Source organism: Pedobacter sp. GQ55, from assembly GCF_059758925.1.
The window spans coordinates 218,507-237,939 of sequence record NZ_JCAXEI010000006.1 but is presented as its reverse complement, the minus strand read 5'-3'; the positions used below and the strand labels follow the sequence as shown (position 1 = coordinate 237,939).

Genomic DNA, 19,433 nt, shown 5'->3' with positions numbered 1-19,433 from the left:
AGGAAAAAAAATCCTACTTTTGCAATCCTGAAAAAAGGAGAGTTGTCCGAGTGGTTGAAGGAGCACGCCTGGAAAGTGTGTATACCTCAAAAGGGTATCGAGAGTTCGAATCTCTCACTCTCCGCAGCTTTAGTTGCAAACAACAACAAAACCCACTTAAAATAAACATTAAGTGGGTTTTTGTTTTTCTGCCTACCCCCAAATTAATCATATTTCCCTATCTCAATCTGTCTAATCCGGTGTCTGTTTTTATTTAAAAACTAAGTCAACGATTTGGATAATATCGTTTGCTTTTTAATTAGTTATAACTTATCTTAAAGAGTTAAACATTGATAGCAGATAATTAAAAGAAATACAATTTAAGCATATAACCTTAAAAATATGATTTATATGTAAAGCTATATGCTTAAATTCCCTTTATTTTTGATCGATTATACAGAAAAGTTACTTACACTTTAATAGTCCCATCTTTATAAGTCTCTCCAATTAATCTCAAAATTCCTGATAGGTGCTCTAATGGACTCCCTTGATCCCCGAAAATATGGTATCAAAACCAACAAAAAGCCTGCAATCGTATGATGGCAGGCTTTTTAAGGCATAGTCGAGTCCTGCAAAAGGTTGACCAAAATCTTAAAAAGATGGTCAATGATAATTTTAAAAGAAAGCAACGTCCACCCAGGCGTTACAGTGAAAACTTTAAACAATTAGTAGTTAGCGAATATGAATTTGGGAGTCTAAACAAGGATCAGCTGCAGCGTAAGTATGATATCCGGGGTAATCACTGCATCCAAAATTGGTTAAGAAAATATGGTAAATTAGTCTATCCAATTTACAAAAGTATAGGCAGACCAATGAACGATAAACAACAACAGCATATCAAGGAACTGGAGGCTGAACTAAAGCAAGAAAATAAGGTTCTTGAAAAGAAACTCAAAGAAGCAGAACTTCAACTTGCTGTATATAAAAAATTTGTAGAGATCGCCGAACGTGAATTAAATATAGAGATCCGAAAAAAGTCTGGCGCCAGGCACTCCAGGAAATAGCACTTCTATATGACAAGATTAGTATTTCTAGGTTGTGCAAACTGTTTGGCTAAAGAAAACAGGCTCAAATATCTACCGATCCTTATCCATTCGCTTCTTATTCTTATAAATTTCCCTGATAATTTTGAAAAGTTCCTGTAGATGTTGCAGTGGGTAACCAGATTCCCCGCCAGTCTCACACACTGCACCCTCTTTTTGTTTTCTGAAATATAAGATCAAAGGAATTATTCGGGAAAGTAGTAGTAGTTAGGCTTTTACACTCAAGTAAAACCCGGTGGTGAACCAAGCTATTTTATGTTTAAGTTATTTGATCTCCTTGCCAATATCTGCATCCCAGGCATTAAAATATTTTTGAGAATCTGAATGAAACGGGATTAGCGCATGGTGTTCGATGATACGTTTTCTTAAACCCCACCAGGTTATACGTTGAATTTTTAATATATATATGATACCAACGGCATTATGAGCCGTACTTGGATCCGGTTCATACGATAATAGTATGTGTTTGGCCATAGAGCGTTAATTTATATTTGTTTAGTACGTCTGTTATTATTATAGCCAATACAAACTTCAAGGCAACCTGTATGCTATTATCTAATGAATAGACTTATCCCTATTACAAAGGTATAAAAATCTATAATTTGTCAACACAAAAAAAATTTACTTTAATGTAATATTTTAACCTCAATTTAAACAGTGCCTCTATGGTCACAAAACTAAATTTTTATGCATAAATATAACAACGCGGCTAATGAACAACCTATAATAGGCCCTATTACGGGTATCCAGGCATAATTCCAGTTATTTCCACCTTTACCCGCAACTGGAAGTATGGCGTGCATAATTCGAGGGCCAAGGTCCCGTGCCGGATTAATGGCATATCCTGTTGTGCCACCGAGAGATAGTCCGATAACCCAAACCAGGAAGGTTACAGGTAAGGCGCCAACAGATCCCAGGCCAATTGGAGATTTATCGGTGCCTAATGACGCATCTGTAAAATGAAATATCACAAAAATTAGCACAAAAGTGCCTATTATTTCGCTAATCAGGTTTGAGATGGTATTTGGTATAGCTGGTGCGGTGCAAAAGGTAGCCTGTTTTGCCCCTTTATCTTCGGTTCCTTTATAGAAATCTTTAAATAAAAGCCAAACCAAAAATGATCCCAGCATCGCGCCTATAAATTGAGCGGCAATATAGGACGGGGCATCTGCCCAGTTAAACTTTCCTGCAATAGCCAAACCAATTGTTACAGCTGGATTAAGGTGAGCTCCACTATATGGGCCGGCAATAACAACGCCTACAAATACGGCGAGTGCCCAAGCTGTGGTGATTACCATCCAGCCACCATTGTTTCCTTTAGTTCCGGTTAAAACCACATTGGCAACAACACCGTTGCCCAATAAAATCATAAACATAGTGCCGAGGATTTCGGCTGAAAATGCAGACATACAGATAAGATTTAAATAAGTTATTATTTTGGTTAATTTTCGGCGTATGCTTTTGCAGCCTTTACAGCCCTATTCCACCCTTTAATACGCTCTTCTATATTTTTCGCTTCTCCAGCTTTAAAGCTTTTATCTATTTTCCACTGACCACTAATGTCGTCCATGCTGCTCCAGTAGCCAACAGCCAAGCCAGCCAGATATGCCGCTCCTAGGGCGGTAACCTCTGTTACCTGAGGTCTGATTACTGTGGTTTCAAGCACGTCAGCCTGAAATTGCATAAGTATGTCGTTGGCAGTTGCACCTCCGTCTACTCTTAGCTCTTTAATTCTAAGTCCTGAATCTGCTTCCATAGCCTTTAAAACCTCCATTGTTTGGAAAGCGATGCTTTCAATGGCTGCTCTGGCTAGGTGAGATGCATTTGTGCCTCTGGTAATTCCGGTAATAGTACCTCTGGCATCCTGATTCCAATGTGGAGCCCCAAGACCAGCGAAGGCCGGAACAAGGTATACACCACCTGTGTCTGCTTCCCTTAAAGCCAGTTCTTCTACATCGGCAGATGTGGCAATTAAACCTAGTCCGTCCCTTAACCATTGTACAACTGCACCTCCTATAAATATACTTCCTTCTAACGCGTATTGTACTTTGCCGTTTATTTTCCAGGCAATGGTAGTTACCAGGTTGTTTTGCGATACTATAGGCGTATCTCCAATATTCATCAGCATAAAGCATCCGGTTCCATAAGTGTTTTTAACCATGCCAACTTCTGTACACATTTGACCAAAAAGAGCGGCTTGTTGGTCACCAGCGATCCCTGCAATAGGTATTTTAGCTGCAAGTACATTGCCTGTGGTTTCTCCATAAACTTCGCTTGATGATTTTACTTCAGGAAGGATGTTGCGTGGGATATTAAAAAGGTCAAGCAATTCCTGATCCCAGTCAAGAGTGTGGATGTTATAAATCATTGTCCTTGATGCATTGGTCACATCGGTAACATGAACCCTGCCATCAGTCAGTTTCCATATCAGCCATGAATCTATAGTTCCAAAGGCGATGTCTCCGGCCTCGGCTTTTTCTCTTGCTCCGGGAACATTTTCCAGTATCCATCTGATTTTTGTGGCCGAGAAATAAGCATCTATAATAAGCCCTGTTTTTTCCTGTACGCTTTTGGCCAGCCCCTGCGTTTTTAATTCATCACAGTAGGCAGATGTACGTCTGTCTTGCCATACAATGGCGTTGTGTAATGGTTCTCCGGTTTTTCTGTCCCATAATACCGTTGTTTCTCGCTGATTGGTAATGCCTATGGCAGCGATGTCGTTAGGTGTAATACTGGCTTTTATGATAGCCTCTGTTGCTACAGCAACCTGGCTAGACCAAATTTCGGTAGCATTATGCTCTACCCATCCTGGTTGAGGATATATTTGCTTAAACTCTCTTTGTGCAATTGAAATAATGCTCCCTTTTTTATCAAAAACGATTGCTCTCGAACTTGTAGTTCCCTGATCAAAGGATAGAATATACTTGCTCATACTTTATATTTGGAATAATGTGTAATAAAACGTAAGTATAAGAAATCATTATCGAAAGTAAAAGCAAGTAATGTGAAATTATTTTGTTTTTATGCGCTATTGTTTTGGGAAGGTCTGCATTTAATTGTTTGTATCAAATTAGATACAATTTAATAAGGAGCTCGTTTATAGGAAGATAATCTTTAGTAGCAAAAATTGATGTTGTAACAAGTTTTAAATGGGTGGTAACCAGTGTTTAAAGGCGATATAATGACGTTGTTTTTAAAATTGGCACATTTCTTTCTGATGAATCTGAAAAAACTACACAAAATGAAAAAATTAATTGTTTTGGCCATAGGCCTATTTGTAGCCGGTGCAGCAAATGCACAGAGCCCGATCAGATTGGGTGTTAAGGGAGGCTTAAACTTACCGAACATTATTAAAGGTGACGGTAATAATGATTTTAAAACAAAAGTTAATCCTGGTTTCAATGCGGGGATTACTTTGGATATCAATCTGATTAAGGGATTGGCATTTACTCCGGAGTTATTGTATTCTACAAAAGGGTATAAAGCAGAAACTGCTTTTGGTGATTTTACGCAAACTACTCATTTTATTGATATTCCAATTTTAGCGAGTATTAATGTTGGTGGTTCAGGATTGAATTTAGTTGTTGGTCCGCAGGTATCTTTCCTTACTTCAACTAATAACAAATTTGAAAATGGATTTGGAACTGCTGAAGAAACAATCATTGAAGATAAATCAGATAGATTTAAGAAAAGTCTGCTTGGTGGTGTAATTGGATTCAGATACGATGTAACAGATAAGATAGACCTTCATGGCCGTTACGCTTTGGATTTCCAAAAGAACAACGAGAATGGATCAAAAGAAACTCCTGAATATAAGAACCAGGTGTTCTCTGTAGGATTAGGATTGAAATTCTAATTGTTTCGGTTGGATAATTAGCTACTCAATTTTTAATTAAGAGCCAGATCATCAAATGATCTGGCTCATTTGTTTAATGGTAATTTCAATAGAGTGTATCAAATCCGATACACTTACAGATCCTTGGATTGTTAGGCTATACTTAGTGTTTCGTTTTGTTTGTAATTGCCAGTAAATAAGCTGTTTGTGTGTTTGTTTGCTTTCCTTCAAACTGTTGATTTTGGTGTCTTTGGCATGGTTATTACAATATACCATGTGAATTTTAAATAGAAAATTATGAAAAAATTATTCATTATAGGACTAGGATTAACAGTAAGCAGTTTAGCATTTAAGGCAAATGCACAGACTTCACAGTCGGCTGCTAATGACAAAATGAGCTTCGGTATCAGAGCCGGTGCCAACTTGATGAACATGGGAAAAATTCAGGCACTTGGTCAGGATTATTCAACAGACTCAAGGGTTGGATTTCAGGCAGGTATTTATGCCGATTTACCTATGGGTGGACGGTTTGCCTTCTTGCCAGAAGCGATGTTCATTCAAAAGGGAGCGAAATTAAGTGAAAGTTCTGCGGATCTTGATACCAAGGTATCTTATATAGATATTCCTGTACTGATAGGATATAAGGCTACTCCAGAGTTAACTGTCTTTGCGGGTCCGCAGGTATCATTCCTTCTTTCACAAAAATCAACAGGTGCATTTAATAATGACACTGAAGGAGAATCGACAGACACAGAGAATTTTAGTAAGTCTTTGGCAGGCGGGGCTGTTGGTCTTGGATATAGTATCACACCAAATATCAATGTGAACGCACGATATATGATGGATTTCCAAAAGGCACTTAAGGATGATTTTGATCAGGATAAGATTAAGAATAAAGGATTTGCATTATCATTAGGTTATACCTTTTAAGTAGGGCAGTTTTGAAGTGTAAGTGAAACTAGTTGAGGTCTTTGCAGGAATAATCAAAAATTGCACGTACCTTTAAAAGGTTAAGAAAAGAACACCTACCTTCCTATCATACTTCAAAAAGATAACCAACGAGAGCAGGAAAGAAATTAATCCCTAATTGTGTGTGAGGATAATATTCCTATTTAACCTTAAAAAGCATCCTGAATAGGGTGCTTTTTTTTATAACTTTGAAATTTAAACAATCCACTGCCGTAATGAACGTTAAACATCTGCTTATTGCTACCTTCCTTTTATGTATCTCAGTGTCGTCAACAAAGGCACAAAAAAAATCTTACCTACAAACTTTAACAGAGAAGAATCACTGGGTTGATTCGGTATTCAATAAATTGAATAGGCGTCAGAAAATTGCCCAGATGTTCTTTGTAAGAGCGCATACCAATTTGGGGAAGGCTTATGAAGACTCTATTGCCAATGTAATTAAGAAGGAACAGGTTGGTGGATTGGTGTTTTTTCAGGGAGGACCTGGCCGACAAGCCATTTTAACAAATCAGTACCAGTCTTTATCAAGGGTACCCTTATTGATTACTTCTGATGGAGAGTGGGGCTTGGGGATGCGTTTGGATAGTACGGTCTCTTATCCTTACCAAATGGCTTTAGGAGCTATCCAGGATAAAGAGCTGCTTTATAAAATGGGATTGGAAGTGGCTAAAGATTATAAACGTATTGGCATGCACATGAATCTTGCGCCTGATGTTGATGTGAATAACAACCCTAAAAATCCGGTTATAAACTATCGTTCTTTTGGAGAAAATAAATACAACGTGGCCACAAAGGCTGGTGAGTATATGAGGGGAATGCAGGATGGGGGGGTATTGGTTAGTATTAAACATTTTCCCGGACATGGCGATACCGATGTAGATTCTCATTATGATCTTCCTCAACTTAAGTTTTCTAAAGCACGTTTGGATAGTTTGGAGATTTATCCGTTTAGAGAATTGATCCGCCAGGGTGCTGCAGGTGTAATGATTGCACACATGAATATTCCGGCATTAGATAACACACCAAATATGCCTTCAACTTTATCGAAGCCCATTGTTACTGGTATTTTAAAGCAGGAATTGGGTTTTAAAGGGCTGATTATTTCTGATGCTATGGGTATGAAAGGGGTGGTTAAATATTTTAAGGACGGAGAAGCTGATGTAATGGGTGTAATTGCAGGCAACGACATTCTGGAGCTTTCCGAAAATAGCGACAGAGCAATAAAACTGGTTCGTAAAGCGGTTAGACAAGACCGAATTAGCATGGACAGAATTGACGAAAGTGTTAAAAAGATTCTTACGGCTAAATATTGGGTGGGCTTAGATGTTCGCGATTCTATAAATGAAAGGAATGTGGTCGCTGATGTAAACAGATCAGGAAGTCAGGTGCTTTTGCAAAAGCTGGCTGATGCCTCTATGACCCGGTTAAGGGGCAAGGTAAACATTAGTCAATTGTCTAGGGATAGAAGAACGGTAATCATCAGTTTAGGTACACCTGGAGTTACAGCGTTTCAACGTGATTTAGGTGCTTACTATAAAAATTCAGTATTCTATACACTGGATAGGAACGCCAATGCTACGGCTATTGCGAAGGTTTTGAGATATATTAATGTTTTTGATCAGGTAATTATTGGCATTCATGATACTCGTATCAGGCCTGGAAACGGGATGATTTTAAGTAACGACTTAAAGATGTTTATTAAGGATATGTCGTTAAGTAATGCAATTTTTGCTTTGTTTGCCAATCCGTATAACCTATCGGCATTGCCTGGTCTTGAGAATAGCAAGGGGCTCATTGTAGCCTATCAAAAAGAGGATTTCATGCAAAAGGCAGCTGCATCTGTAATTAAGAATCAACTGATTCCTACAGGTAGACTGCCCGTTACTGTGAATACTTTCTTTAAGTATGGCGACAAAGAGTAATTGTTAAATTACTTTGCTTTTTGTTGTTTGTAAGTTTCCGGGTCAACTGCTTTTGGCGTCCAGTTTTTCAAGAAGTCGGTAACAGCTTTTACGCTATGCCCGGTTTTCTTTTTGCCATTTGCATCTTTCTCCTCGGTTTCCAGGTAAGCAGAGTTTTGGGTATGCAGTAATTTTCCGTTACCGTCAAGTATTACAAAAACAGGGAATCCGAAACGTTGCGGGTAATTAAGGCTGGCAAGCACAGCCTCGTTTTTATTTTCAGGACTGTAGTTTACCAAAACAACTTCGTAGTTATCGTTAATGAATTGTTTTAATTCAGGCGTATTGTCTACCATTTTATGAAAAGCAATACACCAGCTGCACCAGTTACCGCCAATTTGCAAAAACACATGTTTCCCTTCTTTTTTAGCTTTAGCTACAGCGCCATCAATATCTGCGCGGGCATTGGCCTGTGGATCATATATATGTACCGCTTCTTTTTTCTCTTGTGCAGAGCTTGCGCCTACAGTTGCTATGGCAATAAGTAGTATTAAGGCTATCCTTTTCATTGTTCAATAATTTAATTGCAAAATTAATAGAATAGCTAACATCAATTGTAATACCAGTTTAATATTCTCTAGTTAAATAGTAGATTTTATTTGTAGCCATATTTTTCTAAATAAGTTATAGCTTTACGTAATGCCTCAACAACCTTTAAAATTGCTTAGAGCATCTGCCGGATCGGGTAAGACTTTTAGCCTAACCCTGCATTACCTTACACTTTTATTTAGCGGCCCGGGCAAATACAGGGAAATTCTTGCAGTTACCTTTACAAATAAGGCAACAGCCGAAATGAAGGAGCGGATATTGGGGGCCTTACAAGCGATAGCAAAAGGCGACCCCTCAGATTTTAAGCCGCTCTTAAAGGCTAGCTATCCTGAACTTTCTGATGAGGATATTAAAGCAAAAGCACAGGTAATTTACAGCAATATACTTCATGATTTTGGTAGGTTCTCTGTAAGCACAATTGATGGTTTTGTGCAAAAGGTAATTCGAAGTTTTGCTTTTGAACTCAATCTGGACAGTGGATATAAGCTGGAAATGAACCATGACAAAGTAAAGGAAGAACTGGTTAAAGCACTGAATTTACAGATGGAAGCTGATCCTGAATTGCTGGAATGGGTAACGGCGCTTGCCATAGATCGGATAAGTGATGGCAAGGACTGGAATTATCAGCGTGCTTTAAAGGATCTGGCCAATGAGATTTTTAAAGAGCGGTACTATCCTTTTCAGGAAGCGATGTTACTTATGGGAGAGGATAGGTCAGCAGAATTTAATACTTTAAAACAAACCGTAACCTCTGGCATAAAAGCATTTAATAAAACCTTGTTTGATCAAGCTACGGACCTGAAATACATATTTGATCTTTCTGGTGTTTTGCCCGAAGAACTGGCACGTAAATCTCTTAATCCTTTGTTAAAGCTGGAGAAGATATTGAATGAAGATTATAGTGTTTTTCCTGCCCTGTCCAATATGGTTGATGATTTTGAGCAGTGGCCGCATAGCTCATTAAAGGATACATCAGGAGTGAGGCAGTTGTATGATGACCTTAATCCGGGCTTAAAGAAAATGGTTGACTTTTATCAGGAAGGTGCTGAACAATACTCAACATGGCTGGCTATTCATAAAAACAGTTCTTATTTACGGTTGATGCAGGAAATGGCACAACAATTAAAGAATTACAGAGCCGAAAATAAAGCGCTTCTTATTAGTGATGCCCAACAGTTATTGGTTGGCATAACAGGAGCAGATGCGGAAAATCCTTCCTTTATCTGGGAAAAAACAGGAAATAGGTATAAGCATTTTTTATTTGATGAATTTCAGGATACCAGCACCATGCAGTGGCTTAATTTTTTGCCACTTATCAGAAATGCCCTATCAGAATTTGAGGGGAATACTACTGAGCACCTCATTGTAGGTGATGTAAAGCAGTCTATATATCGGTGGCGTAGCGGTGACTGGCGCATTTTGCATAGCAATGTAAGACATGATGTGCAGGCGCATAATGTTGTAGAGGAAAACCTGGAGTTTAATAGGAGAAGTACAACTAATGTGATTGCATTTAACAATTTTCTATATAGCCATTTACCATCTATTTTGCAAAGGCAACTCAATGGAATCCTGGCAGAGACCGAGAGAGAAGATCTTTTAAGTTATTGGAATCAGGAGTACAACCAGATTATTGATAGCGCTTATGAAGGGAGCTTTCAAAACGTTACTCCTCAAACGCTAACGGGGGGTAAAATCGAGATGCAATTTCTGAACAAGGAAGATGATGCCGAGGCAGAGGATGAAAGTCCTGTTGCAGCAGTACATTCCGTTAACAAAATCATTGAACTGCTATCTGTTCATGGCTTTTTAATGAAAGATATTTGTGTGTTGGTAAAGACCAATAGAGAGGCAGAAATAATGATTTCAGCCTTATTAGATAGCCAAGATGATTTATCGGCTGCTGCGGGCAAAACGTTTCAGGTTATTTCCGGAGATGCTTTAAAGATATCGTCTAACCTTGCCGTCCAGTTGCTGATCAATATATTTAGAATGTTGGTGGCAAGAGAGGATGAGCAGGCTATTTATCGGGCTACATGCGCAGGGTTGTATAGCCAGATAAACAGCCCGGAAGGGATAGAAGGGAAAGTAGCCTTAACTGCTCAGGATTGGATGGATATTGCTAACCAGCCTATTCAAAATCTTACATCTTATTTTCCTGAGGATTTCTGCAACGGTTTTGAAAGTTTCAGGCAATTGCCTATGAGCAGCTTAATGGAAAGAATGGTGCAGTTTTTTGGATTAGGGACCGGCCGGAATGAAAATCATATTCCTTTTATTATGGCGCTTAGAGATCAGATAGGTGTTTTTGCTGGAGGAGGTGATCAGGGGCTGGGTAGGTTCCTGGAATGGTGGGATGAAGAAGGCCTAAATAAAGCTTTGCCTAATGCTGATGATCAGGATGCGGTGCAAATTATGACCATTCATAAATCGAAAGGATTAGAGTTTAAGGCGGTAATTATTCCATTTTTGAACTGGAAATTAAATACCCCAAGTGGATTTATTAAGAAAATACTATGGGTAAATGCCGGACAGGCTGGGTTTGAAAGCTTTAGTACTTTGCCGGTGGATTATAGTAGTAAACTTGCGTCTACAGTGTTTGCACGCGAGTACTTTGAAGAAATGCTGCTAAACTATATGGATGCCCTAAATACATTATATGTAGCAACCACCAGAGCAAGGGAATATTTATATCTGGTATGCCCTAAAACAACAACTGTGGAGAAGAAAAAGGAAAGCACGGTTAAAAACGAGCTTCAGAATATATTACTGAACCTTTTTAAAAATGAAGAGGAATCAGGTTTTGTTCTTGAAGAAAACCTGATGTCTTTTGGTGAATTAAGGCCTGCAGTTAAAAAAGTATCTGAAATTAATGAAAGCGCCATAAAGGTCTCTAATTATTACGTGAATGAGCGTCTGACTTCTAAGTTTAATTACCAAAAGAATAATGATGATGGCTGGTTTAATGCCCGACAGCGAAAAGGAGTAGTGTTACATGGTATTCTGGAAACCATTACAGATTTAAAGGATCTTGATAAATTGATCGCGGTGAAAATGCAGGAGGGCCTGATTAGGCGCAGTGAGCGCGATGAAGTAAAGCAAGCAGTTATAGATGTGATCAATCAACAGGAGATAGCGGAATGGTTTAAGCATTCTAAAAGCATAATTAGTGAAAGAGATATGATTTTGGAGGGGGGAGAAGTGAAACGTCCGGATAAGCTTTTTGTAATGGAGGATAAGGCTGTTTTGCTCGATTTTAAGTTTGGAGCCCCTCACAGTAAATACATAGACGACATCAACCATTACAGGGAAAACCTGTTGAAAATGGATGAGTTTAAACAAATAGACGCTTACATCTGGTATGCCGAAACAGGAAAATTATTAAAAATATCGTAATGGAAAGTGTGAATGAAGGAAAGTTTTTGAACAGAGTTGCTGCCGATCTTTTAGAACGTTTTGGTAATGAATTACAGGATGTAGCCATTGTTTTTAACAATAAAAGACCCCAGCTATACCTAAAGAAATACCTTGCAGAAGTGAGTGGTAGGCCAATTTGGAGCCCTCAGATGTACACTATTCAGGAGTTTCTTTCGCGAGGCACAGCACTTGTCCCTGCAGGTCAGCTTAAGCAATTCTTTGTTTTATATACCTGTTATAATGAACTATTAACAAGAGAGGGCAAAGAAGATGTTTCGCCTGATGAGTTTTATCCATTGGCAGAAATTATTCTTGGCGATTTTAGTCAGGTAGATTATTATCTGGCAAATGCTAAAGAGATATTTGGCTTAATTGAAGATATCGCAGAATTGCAACTGCAATTCCCAAACTTTGATGAGGAGCAATTACAGTTTATGCGAACATTCTGGGGCTCTTTTTCTGCAAAAAAGCAGAACCAAATGCAAGAAAGGTTTATAGAGCTATGGCAAAGAATGCCCTTACTTTATGTTAATTTTCACTCAAGATTAGCTAAAGAAAATCTGGTTACCAATGCCAAGATGTACCGTAACCTTGCAGAAGGTAAGAACTCGGATCCTGAATTTTTAAAAGCATTTAAACATACTGTATTTGTTGGTTTCAATGCTTTGTCGAAAGCAGAAGAACGGTTTTTTAAGCAATGGCAGGAAAAAGGATGGTGTTCTTTCTATTTTGATGTAGATGCGCATTATTTTTCAAATCCATTGCAGGAAGCCGGACATTTTATCAGAAGAAATATACATACTGTTGGACTGGTTAACCAGTTTAAAGTAGCGCCGGCAACACTGAACGATCCGGCAAAGGAATTTGTTGTTGTGCAGGCGTTGGGTAATGTTGCTCAAGGCAAGTTGCTTTCGGAACTTTTATCAGAAAATGGGGCTAGAAGAGCAGGCGGAAAAGCAATTATTCTAGCCGATGAGAAGTTGCTAATCCCGGCTTTGCAAACTATTGATGACGATAGTGTGAATGTTACTATGGGTTATCCCTTTGAGCAATCGGCCTTATATGGCTTATGTGATCTTTGGCTCAGTATCCAGGAAGCCCTGTTGTCTGATGCGGAGGTTAACTATAAACATGTTTTATCTTTCCTTTTTAATCCATTGATTCCTATTGATTCGGATTTACGCAATGAGTTGCATAACAAGATTGTTGATGAGAAAAAGGTATCTTTTGATAGAACAGAGCTCTTACGTATAGGCAAGATCGCAACCATCACTTTCAACTCTTTTGCCGATTCTTTCACAACGATAAGGCATCTTGCAAGTGTATTATTGTACGTTTCAGAAGAAAGTAAGTTGCAAAGAATGGACAGTTTGTTGTCTACTGAAGCAGTAAAAGCACTTAATACACTTACAGATAGTTTTGAAGAGCTAAAAGCAGAGGGGGCAAAGGATTTGAATCCGAGGTTTGTTTTTAAGCTTATCAGAAGAGCACTCCAAGGATTAACCGTGCCCTTTGAAGGGGAACCTTTGGCCGGTTTGCAGGTAATGGGACTTTTGGAAAGCAGGAGCCTGGACTTTGATGAACTTATCGTTTTGGGAGTAAATGAAGGTATCCTTCCTAAAATCAATAATAACCCATCATTTATTCCTGATAATATTAGGCGTGCTTTTGGTCTGCCTATACTTGAACATCAAAATGCAATTTCAGCTTACCTGTTTTATAGACTACTGCATGTCGCAAAAAAGATTACACTGGTTTATAATGGTGTTACAGACGAGAAAAGTACAGGAGAGAAAAGCCGCTTTGTAAAACAACTGGAGTTCGAAACCAATTGTACGTTTTCACATAGGGTGCAGCAGAACCAATCAATTGAGAATCCCAGAAACCTGAAAATTGTTGTAGAAAAAAAAGGAGAGGTATTAAAAGGACTAGAGAAATATTTCAAAAGAAATTCTACCCCCAAGTATGACAAGAAGATATCTGCCACTGCGTTTACAGATTATAATACCTGTTCCTTAAGATTTTTCTATAAAAATATTGCCGGTTTAAAAGAACCTAAAGATTTACCGGATAGAATAGAAGCCAATTTAATCGGAAGTGCACTGCATACCGTAATGGAAGTCTTTTATGAGCCTAGTGTAGGAGCTGAGATAACAGCCGATTTTATTAAGGAAAGGGAAAAGAAGCTGTCAGATATTTGTGAATTTGCCCTGGCCAAAGAACTTAAGCTTAACGCGGCCAAAGCGGGAACCCAGACTCCGGCTTTGCAACAAATTGTGTTACAGGTATTGGAGCAGTATGCGCTTAAAATTTTAAGAAATGATGAAAAGCTTACGCCTTTTAAAATAGAGGAACTTGAAAATAAAAGCGATTATGTGATGCTTTATCCAATTGGTAAAGAAGGAAAGAATCGTAATATCTGGCTATACGGTATCATTGACCGCGTTGATGTAAAAGATGGAAAGATCAGGATTGTTGATTATAAAACAGGTAAAGATCAGCTTAAGTACAAAGATTTCCCTTCTCTTTTCGAGGATCAGGCAAAGGATCATAACAAGGCGCTTATACAAACATTATTCTATACCTATGTGTATGAGCAGGTTAAAGGTCGGCAATATGTAGAGCCACATCTTTATACTGTTAGAGATTTTAAAGAGGGTACTTTATTTAAAGAAAAGCAAAAAGGAGGATTAGTATTGCAGGATCAGAGCCTGGAAGCGTTTAAATCTATGTTTGCTGATAAATTAAATGAAAAGCTGAATGAACTATTTGATGAAAACATTCCGTTTTTGCAAACTGAGAATAAAGAAAACTGCTCGTATTGCCCTTATAAAGACATTTGTCAGAGATAGTTAAGAAATTAAATCATCACGGATATACTTCAAGTGTAAAACTTTCTTTTCAATGGCGGGCAGTGTGCGAATAAATTGCATATAAAAACAATTTTATCTAAGTTTGCCGCAATTAACATTTGAATATACAATGAGAGAGATTCAATTTAGAGAAGCTTTACGTGAGGCCTTAAGCGAAGAAATGCGCAAAAATGAGAACATTTTTTTGATGGGCGAAGAAGTTGCACAATATAATGGTGCATATAAAGTTAGTCAGGGAATGTTGGATGAATTTGGCGACAAACGCATTATAGACACGCCTATAGCTGAGTTGGGCTTTACCGGTATAGGTATTGGCGCAGCAATGAACGGATTGGTTCCAATCATAGAGTTCATGACTTTTAACTTCTCTCTGGTTGCTATAGATCAGATCATTAATGGTGCAGCAAAGATGCTATCTATGAGTGGCGGACAGTTTTCTGTGCCTATCGTATTTCGCGGGCCAACTGGAAATGCAGGTCAGTTAGGTGCTCAGCACTCTCAAAACTTTGAGAACTGGTATGCAAACTGCCCGGGTTTGAAAGTTGTAGTTCCATCTACTCCTTATGAAGCCAAAGGTTTACTTAAACAATCTATCATTGATCCGGATCCGGTTATCTTCATGGAATCTGAGGTGATGTACGGTGATAAAGGTGAAGTTCCTGAAGGTGAATTTTATATCCCTCTAGGTAAGGCTAATGTTGTGAAAGAAGGTACTGATGTAACCATCGTAACTTTTGGTAAAATGCTTACTCGTGTTGTAAACCCAGCTGTAGAAGAATTAACTAAAGAAGGCGTTAGTGTTGAAGTAATTGACCTACGTACTGTACGTCCTATTGATTATGCAACTATCATTGAATCTGTTAAGAAAACTAATCGTTTGGTAATTGTTGAAGAGGCTTGGCCGTTGGCTTCTATCTCTTCTGAAATTGCATTTAATATCCAAAAAAATGCTTTCGATTATCTTGATGCTCCGGTATTGCGTATCACTTGTGCAGATGTACCGTTGCCTTATGCACCAACTCTTATCGCAGCTAGCTTACCTAATGCAGAAAAGGTAGTTAAAGCTGTAAAAGAAGTTATGTACGTAGCAAAATAAGACTAATTATTTAAAAGAAATATAATCCCGCTGGTTAAACCCTATGCGGGATTTTTTTTATTTTTGACCCCACTGTACTTTACAACATCAAATAGAGATCAAAATGAGTAATCACTCTACAATAATCGCTGCTGAACTCGCAGTAGCGGAAAAGCAGGTTATCGCTACTATTGAATTATTGGATGAAGGAGCAACTGTTCCCTTTATTTCCCGTTACCGCAAGGAGATGACAGGGAGTTTGGATGAGGTACAGGTTGCCGCCATCCGCGACAGGTTTCAGCAGCTTCGTGAGCTCGATAAGCGCAGAGAAGCAATTTTAAAAGCACTTGCTGCGCTTGAAAAACTTACGCCAGCGCTTGAAGCAAAAATAAACGCGGCGACAAATATTGCCACCATTGAAGATATCTACCTTCCATATAAACCAAAACGTAAAACCAGAGCATCAGAAGCCCGTAAAAAAGGTTTGGAGCCTCTTGCTCTTGCCATACTGGAGCAAGGCAAGCAAGATCCGGAAATTGAAGCTGTAAAGTTTCTTAATGATGAACTTGGGGTGTCATCAACAGATGAAGCGCTTGCAGGAGCCAGAGATATTATTGCGGAGATTATAAATGAGAATATTGATGCAAGAACATCATTGAGGAAATATTTTCAAAACAATGCGATTTTTAAATCGACCCTTGTAAAGGGTAAAGAAGAAGAGGGAATCAAATACAAAGATTATTTTGACTGGAACGAGCCACTTAAATCGGCCCCTTCTCATCGGATCCTTGCAATGCGCAGAGGAGAAAATGAGGATATTTTAAAGCTTGAAACGATGCCTGAGGAAGATGGAGCAATTCAAATTCTGGAGAAGCAGTTTGTAAAAAGCAACAATGGCAGCTCAGCACAGGTTAAATTAGCGATACAGGATAGCTATAAGCGTTTGTTGGGACCAGCAATGGAAACAGAAGTTCGCAATATTTCAAAAGAAAAGGCCGATGAAGAAGCCATCCGTGTATTTGCAGAGAATGCTAGGCAATTGCTGCTGGCTGCTCCAATGGGACAAAAGAATGTTCTGGCAATAGATCCTGGATTCCGTACAGGATGCAAGGTTGTTTGTTTGGATATGCAAGGCAAATTACTTGAAAACACGGCTATCTATCCGCATAATGGCCAAAGAGGTGTTCTTGAGGCTGCCGAAACCATCAAAAAGCTATGTGCTAAGCACAATGTTGAAGCGATCGCTATTGGAAATGGGACTGCAGGCAGAGAGACCGAAGTATTTATCCGTGGGTTGGCTATAGCAGATGTAATTGTGGTAATGGTTAATGAAAATGGTGCATCTATCTATTCGGCTTCTGAGGTTGCCAGAGAAGAATTTCCAACTCAGGACATCACCGTTCGTGGTGCCGTTTCGATTGGACGTCGCTTGATGGATCCATTGGCAGAACTTGTTAAAATAGATCCTAAGTCTATAGGTGTGGGACAGTACCAACATGACGTAGATCAGAATAAACTACAGGCTTCTCTAGATGACACTGTAATGAGTTGTGTGAACGCTGTGGGGGTTGAGTTAAACACTGCGTCGAAACAGGTTTTGGCGTATGTTTCAGGGCTTGGTCCACAGCTTGCTCAAAACATAGTAAGTTACCGTAATGAGCATGGTGCTTTTAAAAATCGAGAGAGTCTTAAAAAGGTACCTCGTTTAGGAGATAAGGCTTTTGAGCAGGCCGCTGGATTTTTAAGAATCAGAAATGCGGAGCATGTGCTTGATACGAGTGCCGTTCATCCGGAGCGTTATGCCTTGGTTAATAAAATGGCAAGAGACCTGAACTGCAGTGTAGCTCAGCTAATGAAAGATGCCGAGTTAAGAAAACAGATCAAGCTTCAGCAATATGTAAGTGAGGAAATTGGTTTGCCAACCTTAAACGACATTATGAGTGAGCTTGCAAAACCGGGAAGAGATCCCCGTGAGCAATTCGAAATATTTAGCTTCACTGATGGCGTAAATGCAATAGCTGATCTAAAGATCGGTATGAAATTGCCTGGCATCGTTACCAATATTACCAATTTCGGAGCCTTTGTAGATATAGGAGTTCATCAGGATGGCTTGGTGCATACCAGTCAGCTTTCCAATAAATTTGTAACAAATGCCAATGATGTTGTTAAAGTTCATCAAAAGGTAGAAGTTACGGTGGTTGAAGTGGATGTGGCAAGAAAGCGTATTTCGCTTTCTATGAAAACAGCGACGACTGCTCCAAAGCCTCAGGCTAAAAAGGCAGATCAAAAGCCTAATAACTTTAAAAAACCGGTAAGTGCCGGTAAACCGGATCAACATAGAAAGCCGTCAAAACCTAAAACTAATAACAGCGGAGGAAAGAAAGATAAGCCGCTACCGGACGGGGATTTACAATTGAAGCTTGAAGCATTGAAAAATATGTTTAAATAGTAAATCTTATCTCAAATTAGCGTTTGTCGCTTACATCCCATCCAGGTTCCGATGAATGGGTTTTATGCTCTGGTTTATAAATATATGGTCTGGTTGCGGGATGCAGTCGGACACAAAACAAAAATATAGTGAGGCGTTGCCAATAGGTGAGTCTCTGACCTATGAAGCCCAACCCATCGGATAACGTGGGTGGGTTCACTTTGCGAACTACAACTCAATCTGTCTTTTGATGCTTTCTTCAAGAGAGATTAATGTTTCTGTGCGTTGTATGCCGGATACAGCCTGGATTTCTTCATTTAATACATGTCTAAGGTGACTCGTGTCACGACAAATGATCTTGGCAAACATGCTATAGGCACCGGTGGTGTAATGAAGCTCTACAACCTCTTTAATTTTACTCAATTGCTCTACAGCATCTTTATACTGAATTCCCTTTTCAAGATAGATACCAAGGAAGGCACAAATGTCGTAGCCCGCCTTTTGCGGATCAATGATCAGATGTGATCCTTTGATGATGCCCATTTCCTGAAGTTTTTTCATGCGGACATGTATTGTTCCACCAGAAACAATCAGATCTTTAGCAATTTCTGTGTAAGGCTTAGTTGCATCATGCATCAGTTGCTTCAAGATATCAATATCCAGGTTATCAATTTCTAAATTTTGGGTTTCTTTTTTAAGCATCGTTTTGATATTTGGTAACAATATTCTAAGTTAATTAGAAATATCGTAAAAATAAAATAAAATGTTTAAAATATTTGCAACGTATATAGGTTGTTGTTACATTTGTATCAAGCAAGTAATAAAAAATAGTTCTTTAAAACTTGTTTATACTCTGTAGGGTGGTGAAATTGGCAGACGCACCTCCTTGTCTCGGTGGTGGAGAATTTGGAAAACCCGTAAGGGCTAACCACTCCTTGAAGGTTCGACTCCTTCCCCTACAGCTATTAAGTAGTTAAATCAACCTAAACCTGCTACTTAAGAATTAGTACTTTATATAATGTTGGGTGGTGAAATTGGCAGACACGCCTTCTTGTCTCGGTGGTGGGGATAAATGGATAAACGCAGTTTATGGGTTGACCACAAATTAATTTTTGAACTGTAGCTAACTACCCCTTGAAGGTTCGACTCCTTCCCCAACAGCCAGTTTTTTTATGAATAATAAGTTAGTTAAAAAACGAGTGACCCCGGATAGGGCCACTCTTTTTTTTGTTATTATCTTATTT

At 38.8% G+C, this 19,433-nt stretch carries 13 protein-coding genes and 3 tRNA genes; 11 read left to right on the top strand and 5 right to left on the bottom strand.

Annotated features, from left to right (window positions below):
- The first annotated feature begins 36 nt into the window (after positions 1-36).
- Positions 37-124, top strand: a tRNA-Ser gene (locus AC6CH7_RS17310).
- A gap of 514 nt (positions 125-638) precedes the next feature.
- On the top strand, positions 639-1,043 hold the full coding sequence (locus AC6CH7_RS17305) for a transposase (protein ID WP_498263940.1): 405 nt from the start codon (positions 639-641) through the stop codon (positions 1,041-1,043).
- Between the two features lie 303 nt (positions 1,044-1,346).
- Here the strand turns inward: AC6CH7_RS17305 and AC6CH7_RS17300 are convergent, their stop codons facing one another.
- The 3 genes from AC6CH7_RS17300 to glpK all read right to left on the bottom strand — a co-directional run bounded on the left by AC6CH7_RS17300 (position 1,347) and on the right by glpK (position 4,014).
- The gene (locus AC6CH7_RS17300) at positions 1,347-1,556 is read right to left on the bottom strand and encodes a hypothetical protein (protein WP_498263939.1); all 210 of its coding nucleotides are present in this window, start codon (positions 1,554-1,556) and stop codon (positions 1,347-1,349) included.
- 203 nt (positions 1,557-1,759) lie between these two features.
- Entirely contained in the window at positions 1,760-2,491 is a 732-nt protein-coding gene (locus AC6CH7_RS17295) for an MIP/aquaporin family protein (protein ID WP_498263938.1), read from the bottom strand.
- A 32-nt stretch (positions 2,492-2,523) separates the two neighbouring features.
- Positions 2,524-4,014, bottom strand: a complete 1,491-nt coding sequence (gene glpK / locus AC6CH7_RS17290) for a glycerol kinase GlpK (protein WP_498263937.1) — start codon at positions 4,012-4,014, stop codon at positions 2,524-2,526.
- A 309-nt stretch (positions 4,015-4,323) separates the two neighbouring features.
- On the opposite strand from glpK, the gene AC6CH7_RS17285 reads away from it, so the two are divergent.
- The 3 genes from AC6CH7_RS17285 (at position 4,324) to AC6CH7_RS17275 (ending at position 7,808) form a co-directional block, all read left to right on the top strand.
- A complete protein-coding gene (locus AC6CH7_RS17285) occupies positions 4,324-4,938 on the top strand; it encodes a porin family protein (RefSeq protein ID WP_498263936.1) in 615 nt (204 codons plus the stop codon).
- Between the two features lie 276 nt (positions 4,939-5,214).
- A complete protein-coding gene (locus tag AC6CH7_RS17280) occupies positions 5,215-5,847 on the top strand; it encodes a porin family protein (protein WP_498263935.1) in 633 nt (210 codons plus the stop codon).
- A 254-nt stretch (positions 5,848-6,101) separates the two neighbouring features.
- On the top strand, positions 6,102-7,808 hold the full coding sequence (locus AC6CH7_RS17275; RefSeq protein ID WP_498263934.1) for a glycoside hydrolase family 3 protein: 1,707 nt from the start codon (positions 6,102-6,104) through the stop codon (positions 7,806-7,808).
- Between the two features lie 8 nt (positions 7,809-7,816).
- Here AC6CH7_RS17275 and AC6CH7_RS17270 read toward each other — a convergent pair whose 3' ends face one another.
- Positions 7,817-8,356, bottom strand: a complete 540-nt coding sequence (locus tag AC6CH7_RS17270; RefSeq protein ID WP_498263933.1) for a thioredoxin family protein — start codon at positions 8,354-8,356, stop codon at positions 7,817-7,819.
- A 130-nt stretch (positions 8,357-8,486) separates the two neighbouring features.
- Between AC6CH7_RS17270 and AC6CH7_RS17265 the strand changes: the two genes are divergently transcribed.
- The 4 genes from AC6CH7_RS17265 (at position 8,487) to AC6CH7_RS17250 (ending at position 18,210) form a co-directional block, all read left to right on the top strand.
- Positions 8,487-11,792: a UvrD-helicase domain-containing protein gene (locus AC6CH7_RS17265; protein ID WP_498263932.1), complete on the top strand. Its 3,306-nt coding sequence runs from the start codon at positions 8,487-8,489 to the stop codon at positions 11,790-11,792.
- Positions 11,792-14,665 (top strand): PD-(D/E)XK nuclease family protein, encoded by a 2,874-nt coding sequence (locus tag AC6CH7_RS17260; RefSeq protein WP_498263931.1) that lies wholly within the window; start codon positions 11,792-11,794, stop codon positions 14,663-14,665. Before AC6CH7_RS17265 ends, AC6CH7_RS17260 begins: the two co-directional genes overlap by 1 nt.
- A gap of 130 nt (positions 14,666-14,795) precedes the next feature.
- Positions 14,796-15,782, top strand: coding sequence for a pyruvate dehydrogenase complex E1 component subunit beta (locus tag AC6CH7_RS17255; RefSeq protein ID WP_048908243.1), 987 nt, complete (start codon positions 14,796-14,798; stop codon positions 15,780-15,782).
- Between the two features lie 103 nt (positions 15,783-15,885).
- On the top strand, positions 15,886-18,210 hold the full coding sequence (locus AC6CH7_RS17250) for a Tex family protein (protein ID WP_498263930.1): 2,325 nt from the start codon (positions 15,886-15,888) through the stop codon (positions 18,208-18,210).
- A gap of 207 nt (positions 18,211-18,417) precedes the next feature.
- Here the strand turns inward: AC6CH7_RS17250 and AC6CH7_RS17245 are convergent, their stop codons facing one another.
- Positions 18,418-18,891 (bottom strand): Lrp/AsnC ligand binding domain-containing protein, encoded by a 474-nt coding sequence (locus AC6CH7_RS17245; protein ID WP_048908245.1) that lies wholly within the window; start codon positions 18,889-18,891, stop codon positions 18,418-18,420.
- Between the two features lie 152 nt (positions 18,892-19,043).
- Here AC6CH7_RS17245 and AC6CH7_RS17240 point away from each other — a divergent pair.
- Together AC6CH7_RS17240 and AC6CH7_RS17235 are read left to right on the top strand one after the other, a co-directional pair.
- A tRNA-Asp gene (locus tag AC6CH7_RS17240) sits at positions 19,044-19,151 on the top strand.
- 57 nt (positions 19,152-19,208) lie between these two features.
- A tRNA-Asp gene (locus tag AC6CH7_RS17235) sits at positions 19,209-19,353 on the top strand.
- Positions 19,354-19,433: the final 80 nt, after the last annotated feature.